Here is a 17,549-nt window from a genome sequence, read left to right on the forward strand (position 1 = left end):
TCCCTTTTTTTTAAGGTTTATTTTTTTTAGGAGATTCTTTTCGCTGATGTCGATGCCTGTATTGCTCAATAAGCTTACGCCTAAAACCTTCTTCAGATCGTATAAGTTTCCATATTTTTTCTGATGATAGAATGGGCTTTAAATCGGAAACTAAAGTTTTTAATAATGCAGCTTTGGTCTCTTCTGTTTTTATATGCATAGTTACTAATTCTGCAGATAACTTTTCATCAAGAGTATTATCTCTATTAGTTTTAATTATAGACCTTAACTCATCTCTTAGTTTATGAAGTTTTTCTTCATATTTATTATAGATAGGCCAAAATTTTTCAGCTTCTTGCGTTGTTAAATCTAAACGTTCTGTGATATAAGATACTCTAAGTGCTTTTAGTTTTTCATAACGATCCTTTGAATCACGTTGTGAAAATGCATTTAAAGTGATCAGTAAACATAATATTGGAAGAATTCGTTTCATTTTCATTTTTTTTAATCAATTAAAAAATCATCTATAGTATCATCATCTAAAATAAAATTCTCAAGTGAATCATCATTTAAATTATTCTGAATAAAATCATCTTCTATTAAACTGTCATCACTTAATAATGATAATAAATCTTCAGAACTTATGGATTCAGTGTATAAATAATTTTCTACTAATTCCATTTCAATAGAATCAAAAGTTACAGTTTCTTTTGATATATAAATACTAATAAATATTAAAGCTGCAGCTGCTATACTCGAAATATAAATAAGACTTTTTTTGTTAAATAATGGAATTACTTTCGTTTCTTTTTTATTATTAGAAACAGTATTCATTATAGTTTCTTCTAAAGTGTCAAAATAATCTGTTGGTGTACTAAAACCAGACGATTCAACTTTAAATTTATTTGAGGTAACAGAATTCATAATACTATCATCTAAAGTATCAAAGTAATCTTTTGGTACTTTATATCCTGAATGTTTTATATGATTTAAATTCGGTTTCATTGCTATTTCTTAGACGTGATTTTTTATAAAAGGTTTAATTATTAGTTAAATAGATTTCAATTTTTTTTACTGCTAAATGATATGATGCTTTTAAAGCACCTTCACTAGTTTCTAATATTTCTGCCATATCTTTATATTTAAGATCGTCAAAATATTTCATATTAAATACTAATTGTTGCTTTCGTGGTAGAGTAGCTATGGCATTTTGTAATTTTAATTGAATAGTATCTCCTTCAAAATAAACATCAGATTTTAAATTATTAATTGCTATTGTATTTAATTCCTCATTAGAGACATTTAAACGCTTAGCATTTTGATTGAGATGTGTTATGGCTTCATTGGTAGCGATACGATACATCCAAGAAAATAACTTGCTATCACCTTTAAAATTACCAATACTTTTATAAACTTTAATAAATGTATTTTGTAATACATCATCACTGTCATCGTGAGAGATTACAATTTTCCGAATGTGCCAATACAAACGTTCTTTATAAAGCGAAATAAGCTCCCTAAAGGCTTTATCGACGGTTTCGGGTGATTTTAATTCTAATAGAAATTCTTTTTCGTTATTCACAAAGTGATTTTGTGTTTAGACTGTCTAAGTTACCAAAAGTTTAATAATTTTAATAAATAATGTAAAATTTCTTATTATTTTCGATTAACATTTAAATATTTGATTATCAGTATTTTAATATTTAAAATATCGATTAAGTGTCTTTTTTTAACGATAAAATGCATTTTTTTCTTGTGCATTACACTTATTTGTTTTAGTTTAGCATTAACTTAACCAACTTACAGTTATCATAAAGCCCCTCTTATGATAGCACAAAAGAAAAGGATGCCGCCCAAATCGCATCCTTTTCTTATTTTTATAAACTCTTACATTAAATTTATTGGATAGATTGCATTTTCACTAAAGAGCTGTATACTCCTTTTTTGAGAAGTAACTCATCGTGCTTTCCTTGTTCTACAATTTTACCTTTTTGCATTACAATAATTTCATCTGCATTTTGGATGGTAGAAAGTCTGTGAGCTATTACGATAGATGTTCTGTTTTTCATCATATTTTCAAGATCAGCTTGGACTAAACGTTCACTTTCTGTATCTAAAGCTGATGTAGCTTCATCCAAAATCATAATTGGCGGATTTTTAAGAACTGCACGCGCGATACTTATACGTTGTTTTTGTCCGCCAGAAATTTTCCCTCCAGAATCTCCAATATTTGTATTAATACCTTTAGGCAAATCTTTTACAAATTCCCAAGCATTAGCAATTTTTAAAGCTTTAATAACATCTTCATCAGTAGCGTCTTCTTTTCCTAATAGGATATTGTTTTTTATACTATCGTTAAATAAGATAGAATCTTGAGTGACTAAGCCCATTAAATTACGAAGAGAATGCTTAGTTAAATCCTTAATGTCTTTACCATCAATAGTAATTTTTCCTTTATTAACATCATAAAAACGAGTTACTAGGTTTGCAATAGTAGATTTACCACTACCAGATTGCCCTACAAGTGCTAATGTTTTTCCCTTTTCAAGCTTAATTGAAAAATTATTGAGAACATAATCATCTTCATATTTAAATGATACATTATCAAATACAATATCATCATTAAAATCTTCTTTTGAAATGGCATTAGGCTTATCTTTAAGAAGTGATTTTGTATTTAAAATTTCTAAAACACGTTCTGCTGCTGCATTCCCCTTTTTTACACTATAACTAGCTTTACTAATCGCTTTTGCTGGTGTTAAAATATTATAAGCAAGGCCCATAAAGGTTAAAAACTGCTCACCTTCAAGAGAACCTTCTACTAATACCATTCTACCTCCAAACCATAATAAAACACCAATTACACCTATTCCTAGAAACTCACTAGTTGGTTTTGCCAAATTTGTTCTGTTTAAAAGAGAGTTAGAAAAATGAAAGAAACGTTTTGTTGAATCTTGAAATTTACGATTAAATATACGTTCCATATTAAATCCTTTAATGACTTTTAAACCACCTAGAGATTCTTCTAATAAGGATAGAAAATATCCTTGCTCTTTTTGAACTTTATCTGATTTTCGTTTTAGACTCTTTCCAATTAAAGATATAATAACACCAGAAATTGGAATAAATATAAATACAAAAATGGTAAGCTTAACACTAATAGTAAGCATAAATAAGATCGTAAAAATAATGGTAAGTGGCTCTCTAAAAATAAGCTCTAAAATAGATAAAAAAGAGTGTTGAATTTCTAAAACATCAGTTCCTAAACGTGCCATGATATCTCCTTTTCGTTTTTCTGAAAAATAGGAGAGAGGTAACTCAATAGTTTTGTCATACAACTCATTTCGAATATCTTTTAAAGTCCCATTTCTTAGAAAGGTAATAAAAAACATGGCGAGATAATTAAACACATTTTTAAGAAAGAATACAGATAGTATTAAAATAATAACAAATGTTAAAGCTTTTGCTGGATCGTTACCCGCTAATTCGGTAATATGATAATTAAGATAATCGTTAAAATAAGTTGCTGCTTTTGTGAATCCTTCATATTGAGGTACTTCAGTTAATTTTTCTGAATCTTCACCAAATAATACCTTTAATAAAGGCATTAAAACCATAAAAGATAATCCAGAAAACAATGCATAAAAAACATTGGCTACAATATTTAAAATGGCATATCCTTTATAAGGCTTTGCGAAACGTAGTATTTGTTTAAAATAATTCATTAATTCAATTTCAAATCTTTGATAATAGCATTTATTCTTTGATCTAGGTTTTTTTCAGAATTATCAAAATCAGCTTCAGATTCTAAATTAGAATTCACACTAATATAGAATTTAATTTTAGGTTCTGTACCACTAGGGCGCAATGCAATTTTACTACCATCTTCAGTATAATAAATTAATACGTTAGATTTTGGTATGTCAATATTGTTTTCTTCTCTTGTAATTACATTCTTAGAAATTGAAGATTGGTAATCTTCAATTTTTACAACTTTAGAATTATTAATTTCACTTAATGGATTTTCACGAGCATCAATCATCATTTGTTTGATTTCTTGAGCACCTTCAATCCCTTTCTTGGTCATAGAAATTAAATGTTCTTTATAATGACCGTGTTTAGCATACAATTGAATTAACTTTTCATATACAGAACTTCCTTTTATTTTTGCTTGAGCTGTGATTTCGCAAGCTAATAACGCTGATGTTACAGCATCTTTATCTCTTACAAAATCGCCAACCATATAGCCAAAACTTTCTTCACCGCCACCAATAAAATCTAACTCAGGGAAATCTTTTATCATTTTAGCAATCCACTTAAAACCAGTTAATCCAGTTTTACATTCAACATTATATGCTTTTGCCAAAGTTTCCATCATAGGAGTAGAGACAATAGTCGTGCCTATAAACTCTTTGCCATTTAATTTGTCTTTTTTCTGCCATTGTTGCAGTAAAAAATCAGTCATTATAAGCATTGCCTGATTTCCATTTAATAATATAAGTTGATTATTTAAATCACGCACAGCAATTCCAACACGATCGCTGTCTGGATCTGTACCAATAACAATATCTCCATTTACAGTTTCTGCTAAGTTTAAAGCCATTTTTAGAGCTTCTGGTTCTTCTGGGTTAGGAGATTTTACAGTAGGAAAATCTCCGTTAGGTTCAGCTTGTTCTTTTACAATATGTATATTATTGTAGCCAGCTTGTTTTAAAACATCAGGGATGACTGTAATAGATGTACCATGTAAAGAGGTAAATACCACATTTAAATTCTGTTTAGCTTCTGTGGTAGTACTAAAACCTCCATTCTCTATTGAAGCTTGAATAAATACATTGTCAAGATCTTGTCCAATATATTGAATCAAATTATTATTAGGTATAAACTTAATTTCTGAGTAATCTAAATTATTAATTTCTTCAATAACCGCAGTATCTTGAGGAGGTACTAACTGCCCTCCATCTTGCCAATACACTTTATATCCATTATACTCTGGAGGGTTATGGGATGCTGTTAATACAATCCCACAATGACAATTTAAATGTTTTAAAGCAAATGACAATTCAGGAGTGGGACGTAAATCTTCAAATAAATATACTTCGATATGATTAGCCGAAAATATATCAGCTACTACCTTTGCAAATTGTTTACTATTGTGTCTACAATCGTAAGCAATTGCAACTTTAATAGATTCCTTTTTAAAGGTTTTATGAAGATAATTACTTAACCCTTGTGTGTTTTTTCCAAGTGTATATTTGTTAATACGGTTGGTGCCAACCCCCATAATTCCTCGCATACCACCAGTTCCAAATTCTAGATCCTTATAAAAACTATCTTCTAATAGTTTAGGGTCGTTTATGATGAGGTTATTAATATCTTCTTGAGTATTATCATCAAAAGTAGGTGTAAGCCATTGGCTAACTTTGTCTAATAATTCAGGCTGTATAGATGTCATATATTGTATTATGCTGCAAAAATAAGCAATTGGTAGATGTTATAATTTATTAAGAGATTAATTTGAGAATTAAAGATTTGTTTCTTCTTTAACTGCATAACGCTTCTTGTTTTCTTTAGTTCTTAAAAAGATTTCACCTAAAAACCCTGCAACAAAAAACTGAGTTCCTATAATCATTGTAACTAAAGAGATATAAAACTGTGGACGACTAGTAATTAAACGGCCAGAAGTATTTAAGAGTAATTTATCTATACCTAGATAAATTGCAAAACTAAAACCAATAATAAACATTAAAGCTCCTAAAGAACCAAAAAAGTGCATTGGACGTTTTCCAAACCGAGATACAAACCAAATAGTGAGTAAATCTAAAAAGCCATTAATAAAACGTTCCATTCCAAATTTTGTTTTCCCGTACTTACGTGCTTGGTGTTGTACTACTTTTTCTCCAATGTGATTAAATCCTTCATTTTTAGCCAAAACTGGAATATAGCGATGCATTTCTCCATTAACATCAATAGCTTTTACAACTTCATGTTTATAAGCTTTTAATCCACAATTAAAATCGTGTAGTTTTAAACCAGATGTTTTACGTGCAGCCCAGTTAAAGAGTTTTGAAGGTAAATTTTTTGCGATAACAGAATCGTATCGCTTTTTCTTCCAACCAGAAATTAAATCGTAATTCCCTTCGTTAATCATTTTATAAAGCTCAGGAATTTCCTCTGGGTTGTCTTGTAAATCTGCATCCATTGTAATCACAACATTACCTTGAGCTTTTAAAAACCCAGCATGTAATGCTTGAGATTTCCCATAATTTCTTAAAAATTGAATTCCTTTTACATTTACATCTTTTTGAGATAAAGCCAGTATGGTTTCCCAAGAAGAATCTGTACTGCCATCATCTATAAAAAGAATTTCATACGAAAAATGATTGGATTGCATCACAGATACAATCCAATCATATAATTCATTTAAAGATTCTTCTTCGTTAAGTAGTGGTATAACTACTGATATATCCATATATTAATAATCTTTTTCTGGATTTTTTTTCATAAAGGCAGCTACAATTAACCCTATGATACTATAAATTGCTAATTGGAAAACTGCTCCAATAAGTAAGCTAGGGATTGAATAACTATTTTGATCTTCCATACTATTCATTGTTTGACTTATGGCATCTTCATCAGCACCAAACCGTTGCATATTTCTTGCTGTAGCTTCAATAGTCTTTTCTTTTAATACCTCTGCTGCTTCAGGATCAATAAAATTAAAAAGAATATAGTATATAAGAATACTAGCCAAAATACCTAGAGATACGGTTATAAAATAAGCTGTAAAACTATGCTTAAAACTTAAAAAGCCACCGGAAATTTTTTTGGCTTTTACTACTGAGATTATACCAAATACAATAATTAAGACAAATAAGAAAATACCATACAAACCACCTGCAAGTAAATCTAAATTTATAGCATAAGCTGCTAAAATCAATAAAACGAGAGTTAAACTTAGGTATAACCCCAAATTAATTGAACTAGATTTTGCTAATTTTTCCATATTTTTAAAATGTTAAGGTTGATAATGCTAGTTAGTAAACAAAGATACTAAATTGTTACAGTTAGAATCGAAAATAAAAAACAAAATAAATATTGTAATTATCTAAAAAAGAATTAAATTTGCAGCTCGAAAAAACGAAAAGTAAATAAAGTATTTAGCGATGAAAAAAGGTATACATCCAGAAAATTATAGATTAGTAGCATTTAAAGATATGTCTAATGATGACGTATTCTTAACTAAATCTACAGCAGATACAAATGAAACTCTTGAGGTTGATGGTGTTGAGTATCCATTAATTAAAATGGAAATATCTAGAACATCTCATCCTTTTTATACTGGTAAATCTAAATTAATAGATACTGCTGGTCGTATTGATAAATTTAAAAACAAATACGCTAAATTTAAAAAATAAATTAAGCGATATCATATTATTTATAAAAAGCCTTTCTACTATTGAAAGGCTTTTTTATTTTTACAAAAAGCTAGCAATAATACAATGAACTACATTCTTTTTGATGGACCATCACGATATAACTTATTACCGTTCACTTATACACGCCCTGTTGCAGATATAAGGGTTGGGATTTTAACTATTCGAGAAAAATGGGAAGCTCACTTAAAAGTAACTACGACTACAATTACTGAGGACTATCTATCTGAAAAATATCCGATGGTTGAGTTAGAAGAGAATGTGATGATTAATGCATCATGTTTACCTACCTTAGAACTAGTAACTTTAATAAAGAGCTTGAAAGAAAATCAAGCAATATTTAATGGAGAAGATGTAATTGCATTTTTCTCTAAAGAAACCCAAGAAGATATTGATTTTGGTACGTATGAAGCTATTGAATATAATGAAGAATTGCTTAAAATAGAGCATACTTGGGATATCTTCTCAAAAAACGGTAATGCAATTAAAGAAGATTTTGAATTATTAACTAAAGGAAAAATATCGCAACCCATCCCTAGTTCAAATAACTGTATAGAATCAGATCAAATATTTATAGAAGAAGGAGCTAGATTAGAATTTGTAACATTAAATGCTAGTTCGGGCCCTATATATATAGGTAAGAATTCTGAAATTATGGAAGGTAGTATTATTAGAGGCCCTTTTGCTTTATGTGATAATGCTACTGTAAAATTGGGAGCTAAAATTTATGGCCCAACTACTATTGGACCACATAGTAAAGTAGGAGGAGAAGTTAATAACTCTGTATTATTTGGATATTCTAATAAAGGACATGATGGATTTTTAGGAAACTCAGTATTAGGAGAATGGTGTAACTTGGGAGCAGATACAAACAATTCTAATCTTAAAAATAATTATGCCGAAGTACGTCTTTGGGATTATAAAACAGAGAGTTTTGCAAAAACTGGATTACAATTTTGTGGTTTAATGATGGGAGATCATAGTAAATGTGGTATTAATACAATGTTTAATACTGGAACAGTTGTTGGTGTTAGTGCTAATATTTTTGGCAGTGGATTTCCTCGCAATTTTGTACCTAGCTATAGTTGGGGAGGTCACTCAGGTTTTACAACATATTTAACTAAAAAAGCATTTGAAGTTGCTAAAGTAGTTATGGCTAGACGAAATATTGAGTTTACAGAACAAGATGCTGCAATTTTAGAATATGTTTTTGAAGATACTAAGCGGTTTAGAAGGGATAATTAATTTTTCCTAACACGTTTTAAATCTAACATATTAATAGGGTTAATTCCTAAACCTGTCACATTTTTTCGTGTAAACCTAATAACTTCATCATAATATAAAGGTACCATAATGGCATTGTCCATAGCTAAAGAATCAATAGTGGTATATAAATGCTTACGTTTATCAATATTAGTTATGGTAAATGCTTTATTGTATAAACTATCAACAGTTTTATTTTTAAAATGAAAATAGTTTGAACCATTTGGAGCAAAATTTTCGCTGTAAAAAATGGACAAATAATTTTCGGCATCTAAATAATCAGCAACCCATGAACTTCTAAACATATCTACTTTACCGTTAGATCGTGCACTACGTAAAGAAGCTTCTGGCATTACATCAACATTAATAGTTAATCCTGCTTTTTCAAGTTCTCTTTGGATGAATTCACAAAAACTTAAATAATTACTGGTAGTAACCAAGGTTATTTTAGGGTTTTTAATATGGCTTTCTTCTTTAAATTGATTTATTAATTGTTTGGCTTTTTCAGGTTGATAAGTAAATCCTGAAGAGGTATTATAACCAGATAATCCAACAGGAATGAATCCACCATTTGCAGGAATACCTACACCATTATTAAGATATAGTATCATTTTTTTCCTGTCGAAACCATAATTAATGGCTTTTCTAATAAGATTAGATTGAATTTCTGGGGTTTTAGAATCTAAATAAAACCCTAAATATTCAGTGTTTAAATATGGACCACGAATCATATTTACATCCTTTTTGTAAATCTCACGTAACTTTCCTGTAGCAGTTAAAATTTCATCTTTATAAGATGCATCTAAACCAGAAACAAAATCAATATTACCTTGAATAAATTGTAAAAATTCACTTTGCTTATCTGGTAAAAATGTAAGTGCTACTGCTTCTAAATAAGGCAATTGTTGCCCATTTTCATCTTTCTCAAAATAATACTTATTTTTTCTAAGGACGAGCTTTGTATTTTCTTCCCATTCTTTAAACTTAAAAGGCCCAGTACCAATAGGGTTGGATCTAAAATTATTACCATAGTATTCCACAATTTCTTTGGGCACTACAGAACAGTATTTCATTGTTAATAATCCAATAAATGCAGGAAAAGGTTGTTTTAATTGAATTTGAAAAGTTGTATCATTTACAGCTTCAAAATCATCTACTTTATTTAAAACCCAACTACCTGGAGCAGCTAATTTTTTATCTCTTAATCGATTTAAGCTATATACAAAATCCTTAGCAGTAACAGTTCGTGTAGAGTCTTTACCAAATAAATTATGCTTATGGAAAAGAACATCTTTCCTTAAGTCAAAAGTATAAGTTTTAGCATCTTCAGAGATAGTCCAAGATTTTGCTATGCAAGGTTTAATATTTAATTGATCATCTAATTGAACTAAACCATTAAATAGCTGATTGTTAATAGAATTATCTTGAAGAGTTCTTGAGAAAGCAGGGTCAAGAGTATTAATATTAGCATATTCATTATACCTAAAGATTAAATGATCTTTATTTGTTTCTGATCTTTTTCCACAAGAGAAAATAATAATAATGCAACTAATTGATAAGTAGTTTGTTAATCGATTTGTTATAGGCTTTATCATATTATTTATTAGTTGTAAATTTGCACGCTTGGTAAAAATACAAGAATGAACGCTAGAAAAAAAGTTGCATTTTATACTTTAGGTTGTAAACTAAATTTTTCTGAAACATCTACGATTGCTAGAGGTTTTAAAAATGAAGGTTTTGATCGAGTAGGTTTTGAAGACAAAGCAGATATTTATGTGATTAACACTTGTTCAGTCACTGAAAATGCAGACAAACGTTTTAAATCTATTGTAAAAAAAACACAAGCAGTAAACCCTAATGCTTTTGTTACAGCTATAGGTTGTTATGCACAATTAAAACCACAAGAACTAGCAGATGTAGATGGTGTTGATCTAGTTTTAGGAGCTACTGAAAAATTTAAAATCACAGATTATTTAAATGATTTAACTAAAAATGATTTTGGAGAGATACATTCTTGTGAAATTGAAGATGCCGATTTTTATGTAGGGAGTTATTCTATTGGCGATCGTACAAGAGCATTTTTAAAAGTGCAGGATGGTTGTGATTATAAATGTACTTATTGTACAATCCCATTAGCTAGAGGGATTTCAAGAAGTGATACACTTGAGAATGTATTACAGAATGCAAAAGAAATTTCTGCACAAGGTATTAAGGAAATTGTACTTACTGGAGTAAATATAGGAGATTATGGTAAAGGTGAATTTGGGAATAAAAAACATGAACACACATTTTACGAACTTGTAAAAGCTCTTGATGAAGTAAATGGAATTGAGCGTTTAAGAATATCTTCAATAGAACCTAATTTATTGAAAAATGAGACTATAGAATTTGTATCAAAAAGCAGAACCTTTGTGCCCCATTTTCATATACCTCTACAAAGTGGGAGTGATTCTATTTTAAAGCTAATGAAGCGCCGTTATTTACGAGATGTTTATATAAATCGTGTAAAACAGATTAAACAAATAATGCCTCACGCTTGTATCGGTGTAGATGTCATTGTTGGTTTTCCAGGTGAAACAAAAGAACATTTTTTAGAAACATATAACTTTTTAAATGAATTGGATATTTCATACTTACATGTATTTACTTATTCTGAGAGAGATAATACAGAAGCAGCCACTATGGTGGATGGGGTTGTTCCTAAAAATATAAGAGCTAAGCGAAGTAAAATGCTTAGGGGGCTTTCAGTTAAAAAGCGCCGTGCTTTTTATGAAAACCAATTAAATACAGAGAGAACTGTTTTATTTGAAAGTGAAAACAAAGAAGGTTATATACACGGATTTACAGAAAACTATATAAAAGTTAAAACACCTTGGAATCCAGAGTTAGTAAATACATTACAGGATGTCATGCTAACCAAAATAGATGATGACGGCCTTGTTAGATTTGATACAGTAAATGTTTTAAACTAAAATTAAATTCTAATACCTACAGGGAGCATTCTTTTGTAACGTCTATTCCTTCTTATAAACTTAGCAATAGGAGGACTGGTAGGAACAACACTAATGTTTCTTTCTTCAATGTTTTCCATTACCATTTTTAAGAAATCATCAACAAACAATTCATTATCAACAGTTTCTGGGACAATAAGTTTTGTTAAAAATATTTTTCTATCTTGTAAGGAGTACTCAATTTTTGCTAATCCATCATCTACTTTTATTTCAAACTGTCTCAAGAAGTCGTTATCGACTAGTTCAATGGTATCAATCATAATTAGTATATTAATTTATAAAGGAAGTACTATATTGCATAACTTTTGCCGTGCAAATTTACAAAAAAATAATTGTTTAACACAATAATTACGTTATAATAACCTATGAGCCAAGAGTTAATACACGTATACTTAATGCCAGGAATGGCAGCAAACCCAACAATATTCGAAAATATTAAACTTCCTATAAATAAATATAAAATTCATTTATTAGAATGGATTATCCCTAATGATGGTGAAAGTATAGTAGATTATGCAAAGCGAATGCTTAAAAAAGTAGATCATGAAAACTCTGTTTTAATAGGTGTGTCATTTGGTGGAATATTAGTGCAAGAAATGGCTAAACTAAGATCGTTTAGGAAATTAATTATTATTTCAAGTGTGAAAACAAATCTTGAATTACCTAAAAAAATGAAAGTTGCTAAGGCTACAAAAATTTATAAGATCCTCCCAACTAGCTTAGTTAGTAATATAGAAATACTAGCAAAATATGTGTTTGGAGAAACTGCGAATAAACGATTAGAGCTTTATAAAAAATACTTGTCAGTTAATGATAAGCAATATTTAGATTGGGCTATTGAACAAATGATATGTTGGGGGCAAGAACAAGCATTATCCGAAGTTATTCATATACATGGAGATAAAGATCCGGTGTTCCCTATTAAAAATATTAGTAATTGTATTACAATTAAGGGGGGAACACACATTATGATTATTAATAAATATAAATGGTTTAATGAAAATTTACCTATCATATTAGAACGTTAAAATTGAAATAATATAATTTTATTTTTATAATTTAGTGGCGCAAACAATTTGAAAATGAAGAGAATAAATACTTTTTTAACCTGCTTAGGTTTAGTGAGTTTATCTGGATTTTTAATATTTGGAGTGCAAGATGCCCCTAGTGACGAAAATTTAGAAACAAAAATTATTAACGATTATAATGTTTATGCATTAAACGTTCCTGATAACTTAGAGTTTTCTGGAGAAGCATTACCACTTAAAGATCCGGAAGTATTCGAGCGTATGGATAGAGAGTTATTGGTGAATACCTATTGGCAATCTAACGGATTATTAATGTTTAAACGTGCTAATAAATTTTTCCCTGTTATAGAACCTATCCTTGCAAAATATGGAGTTCCAGACGATTTTAAATATCTGGCTGTTATTGAGAGTGGCTTGCAAAATGTAACCTCTCCCGCTGGAGCTAGAGGATTTTGGCAAATTTTAAGAACAACAGCAAGAGAAAATGGATTAGAAGTTAATGCTAATGTAGATGAGCGTTATAATTTAGAAAAAGCAACAGAAGTTGCTTGTAAATACCTGTTAAAAGCTAAAGAACGTTTTGGTTCGTGGACTCTGGCTGCTGCTTCGTATAATGCAGGAATGGCAGGAATTTCTAGACGTTTAAAAACTCAAAATGTAACGAATTACTACGATTTGTTATTAGGAGAAGAGACAGGGCGTTATATTTTTAGAATAGTTGCTTTAAAAGAAATTTTAAACGCACCAGCAAAATATGGTTTTAATTTTAGAAATAAAGACTTATATAAAACAATACCAACGTATAAAGTAGAAGTTGATACTGCAGTAACTGATTTTGTGAAATTTTCTGAACATTTTGGAATTACATACAAAATTTTAAAAACACATAACCCTTGGTTAAGAGAACCACACCTTAATAATAAATCTAGAAAAGAATATTTTATTGAGATTCCTGAAGAAGGATATTATAATAATGCTACTCCTTAAAACATTAAAGTTGACAAACAAAAAAGCTATAAATTAACTTATAGCTTTTTTTGTTAATTTAAGATTTATAATTTTTAATAAAATCTATTATAAAATTATTATTAGCAGTTTCTTCTCTTGAGAATTCAATGTCAGGGATACACGGATTTCCTTCTAAATTAATTCCATTTAGCCGAATAGCTTCTCCGAAAGGGTAATTTAAATTCATTCCTTTATTAAGATTATAATCATTTGCAAATAATACCATTCCTAATGATTCTTTACCGATAATTTTACCTCTTTTTACATCTTGAACAGAAATAGAGAAAATTTCCCCACCACTGCCTACACGCTCATCAATAATTACTATGATTTCTCCCGTATAAATTTCTGGATCCCAACTTAACCAACTTCGTTTTGGTGTAAATTTTTTGCCTTTAAAATCGACCAATTCTTTCATTGAATTGGGAGAACTCATATATTTTTTGAAAAATGCATTGTGATGTTTTCTGTAAACAAAATACTGACATATAGTTTCTGTTGGAATAATCATACTCAGAAGATGCCTTACATTGTTCACATTACCGCCGCCATTGCTTCTTAAATCTAGAACTATCTTTTTAGTATTTTGAGCTTTTAAAAACATTGCCTCTATATAATCTCTATCATATACTCCTTTTCTAAACGTATTTACTGTAATTAAAGCAATATCTTTATTGATAAATGATAATGTATCTTTAGAAAATAATTGGTGCTTGAAATAGAGGATATTCTTAGTAAGTATACTATCTGCTCTTTTAAGAAGTATTTCGCTTTGTTCTGATGCTTTTCCTTTAAGCTGTAATGAGGATGTAATTAAACTATCATTTTTACGTAGTAGAATATCTCCAGGCTTAAGCCCTCCTTTATCTGCAACACCATCTTTAACTATTCTGCTAATAAAATAGCCTTCTTTTATCCTTATAAAATTTGCTCCAATATTTATATCAGAACCGTTCTTTCTAATAGTCAATCGATCTGGAGAATTAACCCATAGGTGTGAAACCTTATAACTATATAAGATCTTATTTATAGACGATGTAAAGGATTTTATTGTAGTGGTAGTATCAATAATATGTTTGCTTTTTGCAAAACGTTCTTCAATGTCTAAGAATGTTTCATTAAATGCATATCCAGATTTTTTGAGTTTATTAGCTATTTTTTTAATAGCAATTTCTTTTTCTTGTTCTGTGATGCTATCATTGTCTTTAAAATTTGGTTGACAAGAAGTAAGTGCAACTGAAACTAACGCTATAATTATAGAAATATATTTTTTCATTAGTTAAGTTGAATTGGAATTATAACTTTTGTTTTATCCCAGGACAATACTAGAGATAGCTCTGAGCTTTTTTCGAATAAAATAGTAAACATTTCTGTAATAATATCCGTTTTATGTGCATCTACAGTAGTAACAAGCACATCAAATTCTCTATCTAAAGAAGCTTTACTGGGGTCTCGCATATTAATCCCCCAGAAATACGATTTACTATTAAAAATAATCTCCCAACTATCTTTTCTTGGAATCGTATACAAAGAATACTTACCCTCAGGTAATTCTTTCCCATTAATTTTAATGGTTTTATTCGTTTCAAATGTAGTAGCCTCATTAGCTCCTGTTCGCCATGCTTTATTAAACGGCACGAGTTTTCCAAAGATTTGCCTTTCTCTTTTAGATGGGCGACTATAAGTAACGGAAATTTCTAAATCGACTTGACTATAGATTATGGTTTCTTCTGGACTAGCTTTTTTAGTTTGCGCAATCATATATTTAAAAGCGCCAAACAGCCCAACACTTATAATAACAATTATAATTAGTGACCATTTAATCATTTTTTTCATTGCTTATATTTCTTTTATTGATTGAAGTAGCAAAAGAAGTAGTAAATACAATGATAAACGCCCCATTAGAAGCAATGAGACCTACTTATGAAAAAAATATTATTGATTTTTATATGCTGAAGGAGAAACTCCAGTTTCTTTTTTAAAAACCCGATTAAAACTAGCTTTAGAATTAAATCCGCATTCGTAAGCAATAGCTAATAATGTATAGTTACTATTATATCCTGAATCAATTTTTTCTTTAACAGCTTTTACACGATAGCTATTAATAAGATCATAAAAAGAGATATTCATATATTGATTTAATAAAGTAGAGAGTTTTTTATCTGTAGTAGAAATTAAATCAGCTAACTTTATTAACGTAAGTTCATTATCTAAGTAAGGTTTCTCTTCTTCTAAAACAGATTCTAATTTAAGTTTTAATACACTCATTTCATTATCCTTTCTGTCAGATGTAATAGCATTTCTTTCTCTAAAATTATCCTTTTTAAATAAGAAATCAGGAAGTAATATTTTTGATTGATTTAAACCATAATAACCTAGATAGAAAATAAAAAGGATTAAAGCTACAAGTGTAAATATTCCAGATTCTATTTTAAAAATATTAAAGATGATTTGATATAAATTCATTATTAAATCTAAACTTATAATAAGAATACCTCCAATTAACAACTGATTAATCCAATTCAAATCATTTTTTGAAAGATTGGCATAATTAGCTTTAATTTTCTGAACATATTTTGATAAAAATTTATGACAAATAATAAGGTATATAATAAGGTATAAGTCATTTATATTAGCAACCCATAAAGAATTATTATAATAAGTTTTTAAATAATCAAAAAGGTAAATACCTGTAATTTGATATAAAAGAGAGGGTATTGAGAAAATAAGTAAATAAAATAGGGTTGGACCAAATATTAAAAACAGATTCTCATAAACATCTTTCGTTTTCAGAAATAAAGATTTTATATATATAAATAATAAAGGACCAAAAACCCATAATGCTATGTTATGAGGGATATAAGTTATATAAAAAAGAAGATTGAGTTGATGTAAGCTCGAATAAAGGTTAATAACAATACATAATAAAACAGTAAAAAAAACTATTAAAACTAATTGTGGAAGTTGTTTGCTTCTTTGTTTTAGTATTAAAAATAGTATAATAATAATAGCTATTATACCTGCATTTACAATAAAATCCAGTAATAAAGACATAAAAAGGTATCAAAGACGATATTTATCTATCGTTGCCTTCCACCTCGGCGTTGTTGGTGACCACCATAGTGTTGATTTGGGATAGAAGCTTTTTTCATTTGTTGTTTCATCATTTTAATTTGATCAGTAAGCATACCGCGTTTATCTAATTTTTGAGCTTCTGTTAATAATTTTTGAGCTTCTTGCTTACGTCGTTTTGAAAATGCGATTCCAGCTAAATTTAATTTTGCCATTGCCAAGTCATGATCCATAGATAATCCTAAGCTAATAGCATTTTTAAAATATTTTTCAGCTTCGTTCATATTAGTTTGAGATACCATAATACCATTTAAATAACTATGATATCCTTGTTGTTTCCTTGTTAATGCAGCTTTTGGGTTTTTAATTTTATCCAACCATTTTTTTGCACCATCAAAATCTTGCTTACGTAATTTTAAAAATGATAATAAGATAAACTCATTTTTAAAATATAAAAATACAAAGATGAGTGATAATAGGATATACATGATACCGTTGCCGATGTACCCTTCTGTAAATTGGTAAATAGCGAATGCTAGAATTAATAAAACTAGAACTAATTTTATATTTTTATTGTACATTTTTTGCGTTTAATTTTAAGATTGCAAAGGTAGTAAAAACAATTATAAATATTTTTAATTTTAGTCTTGTCAAAGTAAAAACTCTTTGTATATTTGCCCCCAGTTTTGAAGAAGTTGATAAAACTTACTTTTTAACAAAAAAGAAAAGAAGATTTTTAAAGATATAAAGTA

At 28.9% G+C, this 17,549-nt stretch carries 19 protein-coding genes; 6 read left to right on the top strand and 13 right to left on the bottom strand.

Annotated elements, in window-relative coordinates:
* Nucleotides 1-10: 10 nt before the first annotated feature.
* The 7 genes from D1817_07115 to D1817_07145 form a co-directional block, all read right to left on the bottom strand.
* On the bottom strand, nucleotides 11-472 hold the full coding sequence (locus D1817_07115; protein ID AXT19652.1) for a sensor of ECF-type sigma factor: 462 nt from the start codon (nucleotides 470-472) through the stop codon (nucleotides 11-13).
* A gap of 11 nt (nucleotides 473-483) precedes the next feature.
* Nucleotides 484-984, bottom strand: coding sequence for a hypothetical protein (locus D1817_07120; protein AXT19653.1), 501 nt, complete (start codon nucleotides 982-984; stop codon nucleotides 484-486).
* Between the two features lie 34 nt (nucleotides 985-1,018).
* On the bottom strand, nucleotides 1,019-1,561 hold the full coding sequence (locus tag D1817_07125; GenBank protein AXT19654.1) for an RNA polymerase sigma factor: 543 nt from the start codon (nucleotides 1,559-1,561) through the stop codon (nucleotides 1,019-1,021).
* A 316-nt stretch (nucleotides 1,562-1,877) separates the two neighbouring features.
* Nucleotides 1,878-3,704 carry an ABC transporter ATP-binding protein gene (locus D1817_07130; GenBank protein ID AXT19655.1) on the bottom strand — a complete coding sequence of 609 codons (1,827 nt, stop codon included), beginning with the start codon at nucleotides 3,702-3,704 and terminating at the stop codon, nucleotides 1,878-1,880.
* Entirely contained in the window at nucleotides 3,704-5,434 is a 1,731-nt protein-coding gene (locus D1817_07135) for a phospho-sugar mutase (protein AXT19656.1), read from the bottom strand. The genes D1817_07130 and D1817_07135 overlap by 1 nt, the downstream gene beginning before the upstream one ends.
* Nucleotides 5,435-5,503: 69 nt before the next feature.
* Nucleotides 5,504-6,451, bottom strand: a complete 948-nt coding sequence (locus tag D1817_07140) for a glycosyltransferase (protein AXT19657.1) — start codon at nucleotides 6,449-6,451, stop codon at nucleotides 5,504-5,506.
* Nucleotides 6,452-6,454: 3 nt separating this feature from the next.
* Nucleotides 6,455-6,985 (bottom strand): DUF4199 domain-containing protein, encoded by a 531-nt coding sequence (locus D1817_07145; protein ID AXT19658.1) that lies wholly within the window; start codon nucleotides 6,983-6,985, stop codon nucleotides 6,455-6,457.
* A gap of 160 nt (nucleotides 6,986-7,145) precedes the next feature.
* Between D1817_07145 and D1817_07150 the strand changes: the two genes are divergently transcribed.
* On the top strand, nucleotides 7,146-7,397 hold the full coding sequence (locus tag D1817_07150) for a type B 50S ribosomal protein L31 (GenBank protein ID AXT19659.1): 252 nt from the start codon (nucleotides 7,146-7,148) through the stop codon (nucleotides 7,395-7,397).
* 84 nt (nucleotides 7,398-7,481) lie between these two features.
* Nucleotides 7,482-8,660 (top strand): glucose-1-phosphate thymidylyltransferase, encoded by a 1,179-nt coding sequence (locus tag D1817_07155; GenBank protein AXT19660.1) that lies wholly within the window; start codon nucleotides 7,482-7,484, stop codon nucleotides 8,658-8,660.
* On the opposite strand, the gene D1817_07160 is transcribed toward D1817_07155, so the two are convergent.
* Nucleotides 8,657-10,273, bottom strand: coding sequence for an ABC transporter substrate-binding protein (locus tag D1817_07160; protein ID AXT19661.1), 1,617 nt, complete (start codon nucleotides 10,271-10,273; stop codon nucleotides 8,657-8,659). The two genes, D1817_07155 and D1817_07160, sit on opposite strands and share 4 nt — an antisense overlap.
* Before the next feature lie 45 nt (nucleotides 10,274-10,318).
* Between D1817_07160 and mtaB the strand changes: the two genes are divergently transcribed.
* Nucleotides 10,319-11,650, top strand: a complete 1,332-nt coding sequence (mtaB, locus tag D1817_07165; GenBank protein ID AXT19662.1) for a tRNA (N(6)-L-threonylcarbamoyladenosine(37)-C(2))-methylthiotransferase MtaB — start codon at nucleotides 10,319-10,321, stop codon at nucleotides 11,648-11,650.
* Nucleotides 11,651-11,652: 2 nt separating this feature from the next.
* Here the strand turns inward: mtaB and D1817_07170 are convergent, their stop codons facing one another.
* Nucleotides 11,653-11,949, bottom strand: coding sequence for an N-acetyltransferase (locus D1817_07170; GenBank protein AXT19663.1), 297 nt, complete (start codon nucleotides 11,947-11,949; stop codon nucleotides 11,653-11,655).
* Nucleotides 11,950-12,054: 105 nt separating this feature from the next.
* Here D1817_07170 and D1817_07175 point away from each other — a divergent pair, with 105 nt between their 5' ends.
* Nucleotides 12,055-12,717 carry an alpha/beta hydrolase gene (locus D1817_07175; GenBank protein AXT19664.1) on the top strand — a complete coding sequence of 221 codons (663 nt, stop codon included), beginning with the start codon at nucleotides 12,055-12,057 and terminating at the stop codon, nucleotides 12,715-12,717.
* Between the two features lie 54 nt (nucleotides 12,718-12,771).
* Entirely contained in the window at nucleotides 12,772-13,704 is a 933-nt protein-coding gene (locus D1817_07180; GenBank protein ID AXT19665.1) for a lytic transglycosylase domain-containing protein, read from the top strand.
* A 58-nt stretch (nucleotides 13,705-13,762) separates the two neighbouring features.
* Here the strand turns inward: D1817_07180 and D1817_07185 are convergent, their stop codons facing one another.
* The 4 genes from D1817_07185 to D1817_07200 all read right to left on the bottom strand — a co-directional run bounded on the left by D1817_07185 (nucleotide 13,763) and on the right by D1817_07200 (nucleotide 17,378).
* The gene (locus D1817_07185) at nucleotides 13,763-15,001 is read right to left on the bottom strand and encodes a hypothetical protein (protein AXT19666.1); all 1,239 of its coding nucleotides are present in this window, start codon (nucleotides 14,999-15,001) and stop codon (nucleotides 13,763-13,765) included.
* Nucleotides 15,001-15,561: a DUF2911 domain-containing protein gene (locus D1817_07190; GenBank protein ID AXT19667.1), complete on the bottom strand. Its 561-nt coding sequence runs from the start codon at nucleotides 15,559-15,561 to the stop codon at nucleotides 15,001-15,003. The genes D1817_07185 and D1817_07190 overlap by 1 nt, the downstream gene beginning before the upstream one ends.
* Nucleotides 15,562-15,660: 99 nt before the next feature.
* Nucleotides 15,661-16,779, bottom strand: a complete 1,119-nt coding sequence (locus D1817_07195; GenBank protein ID AXT19668.1) for an AraC family transcriptional regulator — start codon at nucleotides 16,777-16,779, stop codon at nucleotides 15,661-15,663.
* Between the two features lie 26 nt (nucleotides 16,780-16,805).
* Nucleotides 16,806-17,378, bottom strand: a complete 573-nt coding sequence (locus tag D1817_07200; protein AXT19669.1) for a DUF2892 domain-containing protein — start codon at nucleotides 17,376-17,378, stop codon at nucleotides 16,806-16,808.
* Here D1817_07200 and D1817_07205 point away from each other — a divergent pair.
* Nucleotides 17,330-17,545: a hypothetical protein gene (locus D1817_07205; GenBank protein AXT19670.1), complete on the top strand. Its 216-nt coding sequence runs from the start codon at nucleotides 17,330-17,332 to the stop codon at nucleotides 17,543-17,545. The two genes, D1817_07200 and D1817_07205, sit on opposite strands and share 49 nt — an antisense overlap.
* Nucleotides 17,546-17,549 lie beyond the last annotated feature (4 nt).

This window comes from Flavobacteriaceae bacterium, from assembly GCA_003443635.1.
Classification (GTDB): Bacteria; Bacteroidota; Bacteroidia; order Flavobacteriales; family Flavobacteriaceae; genus AU392.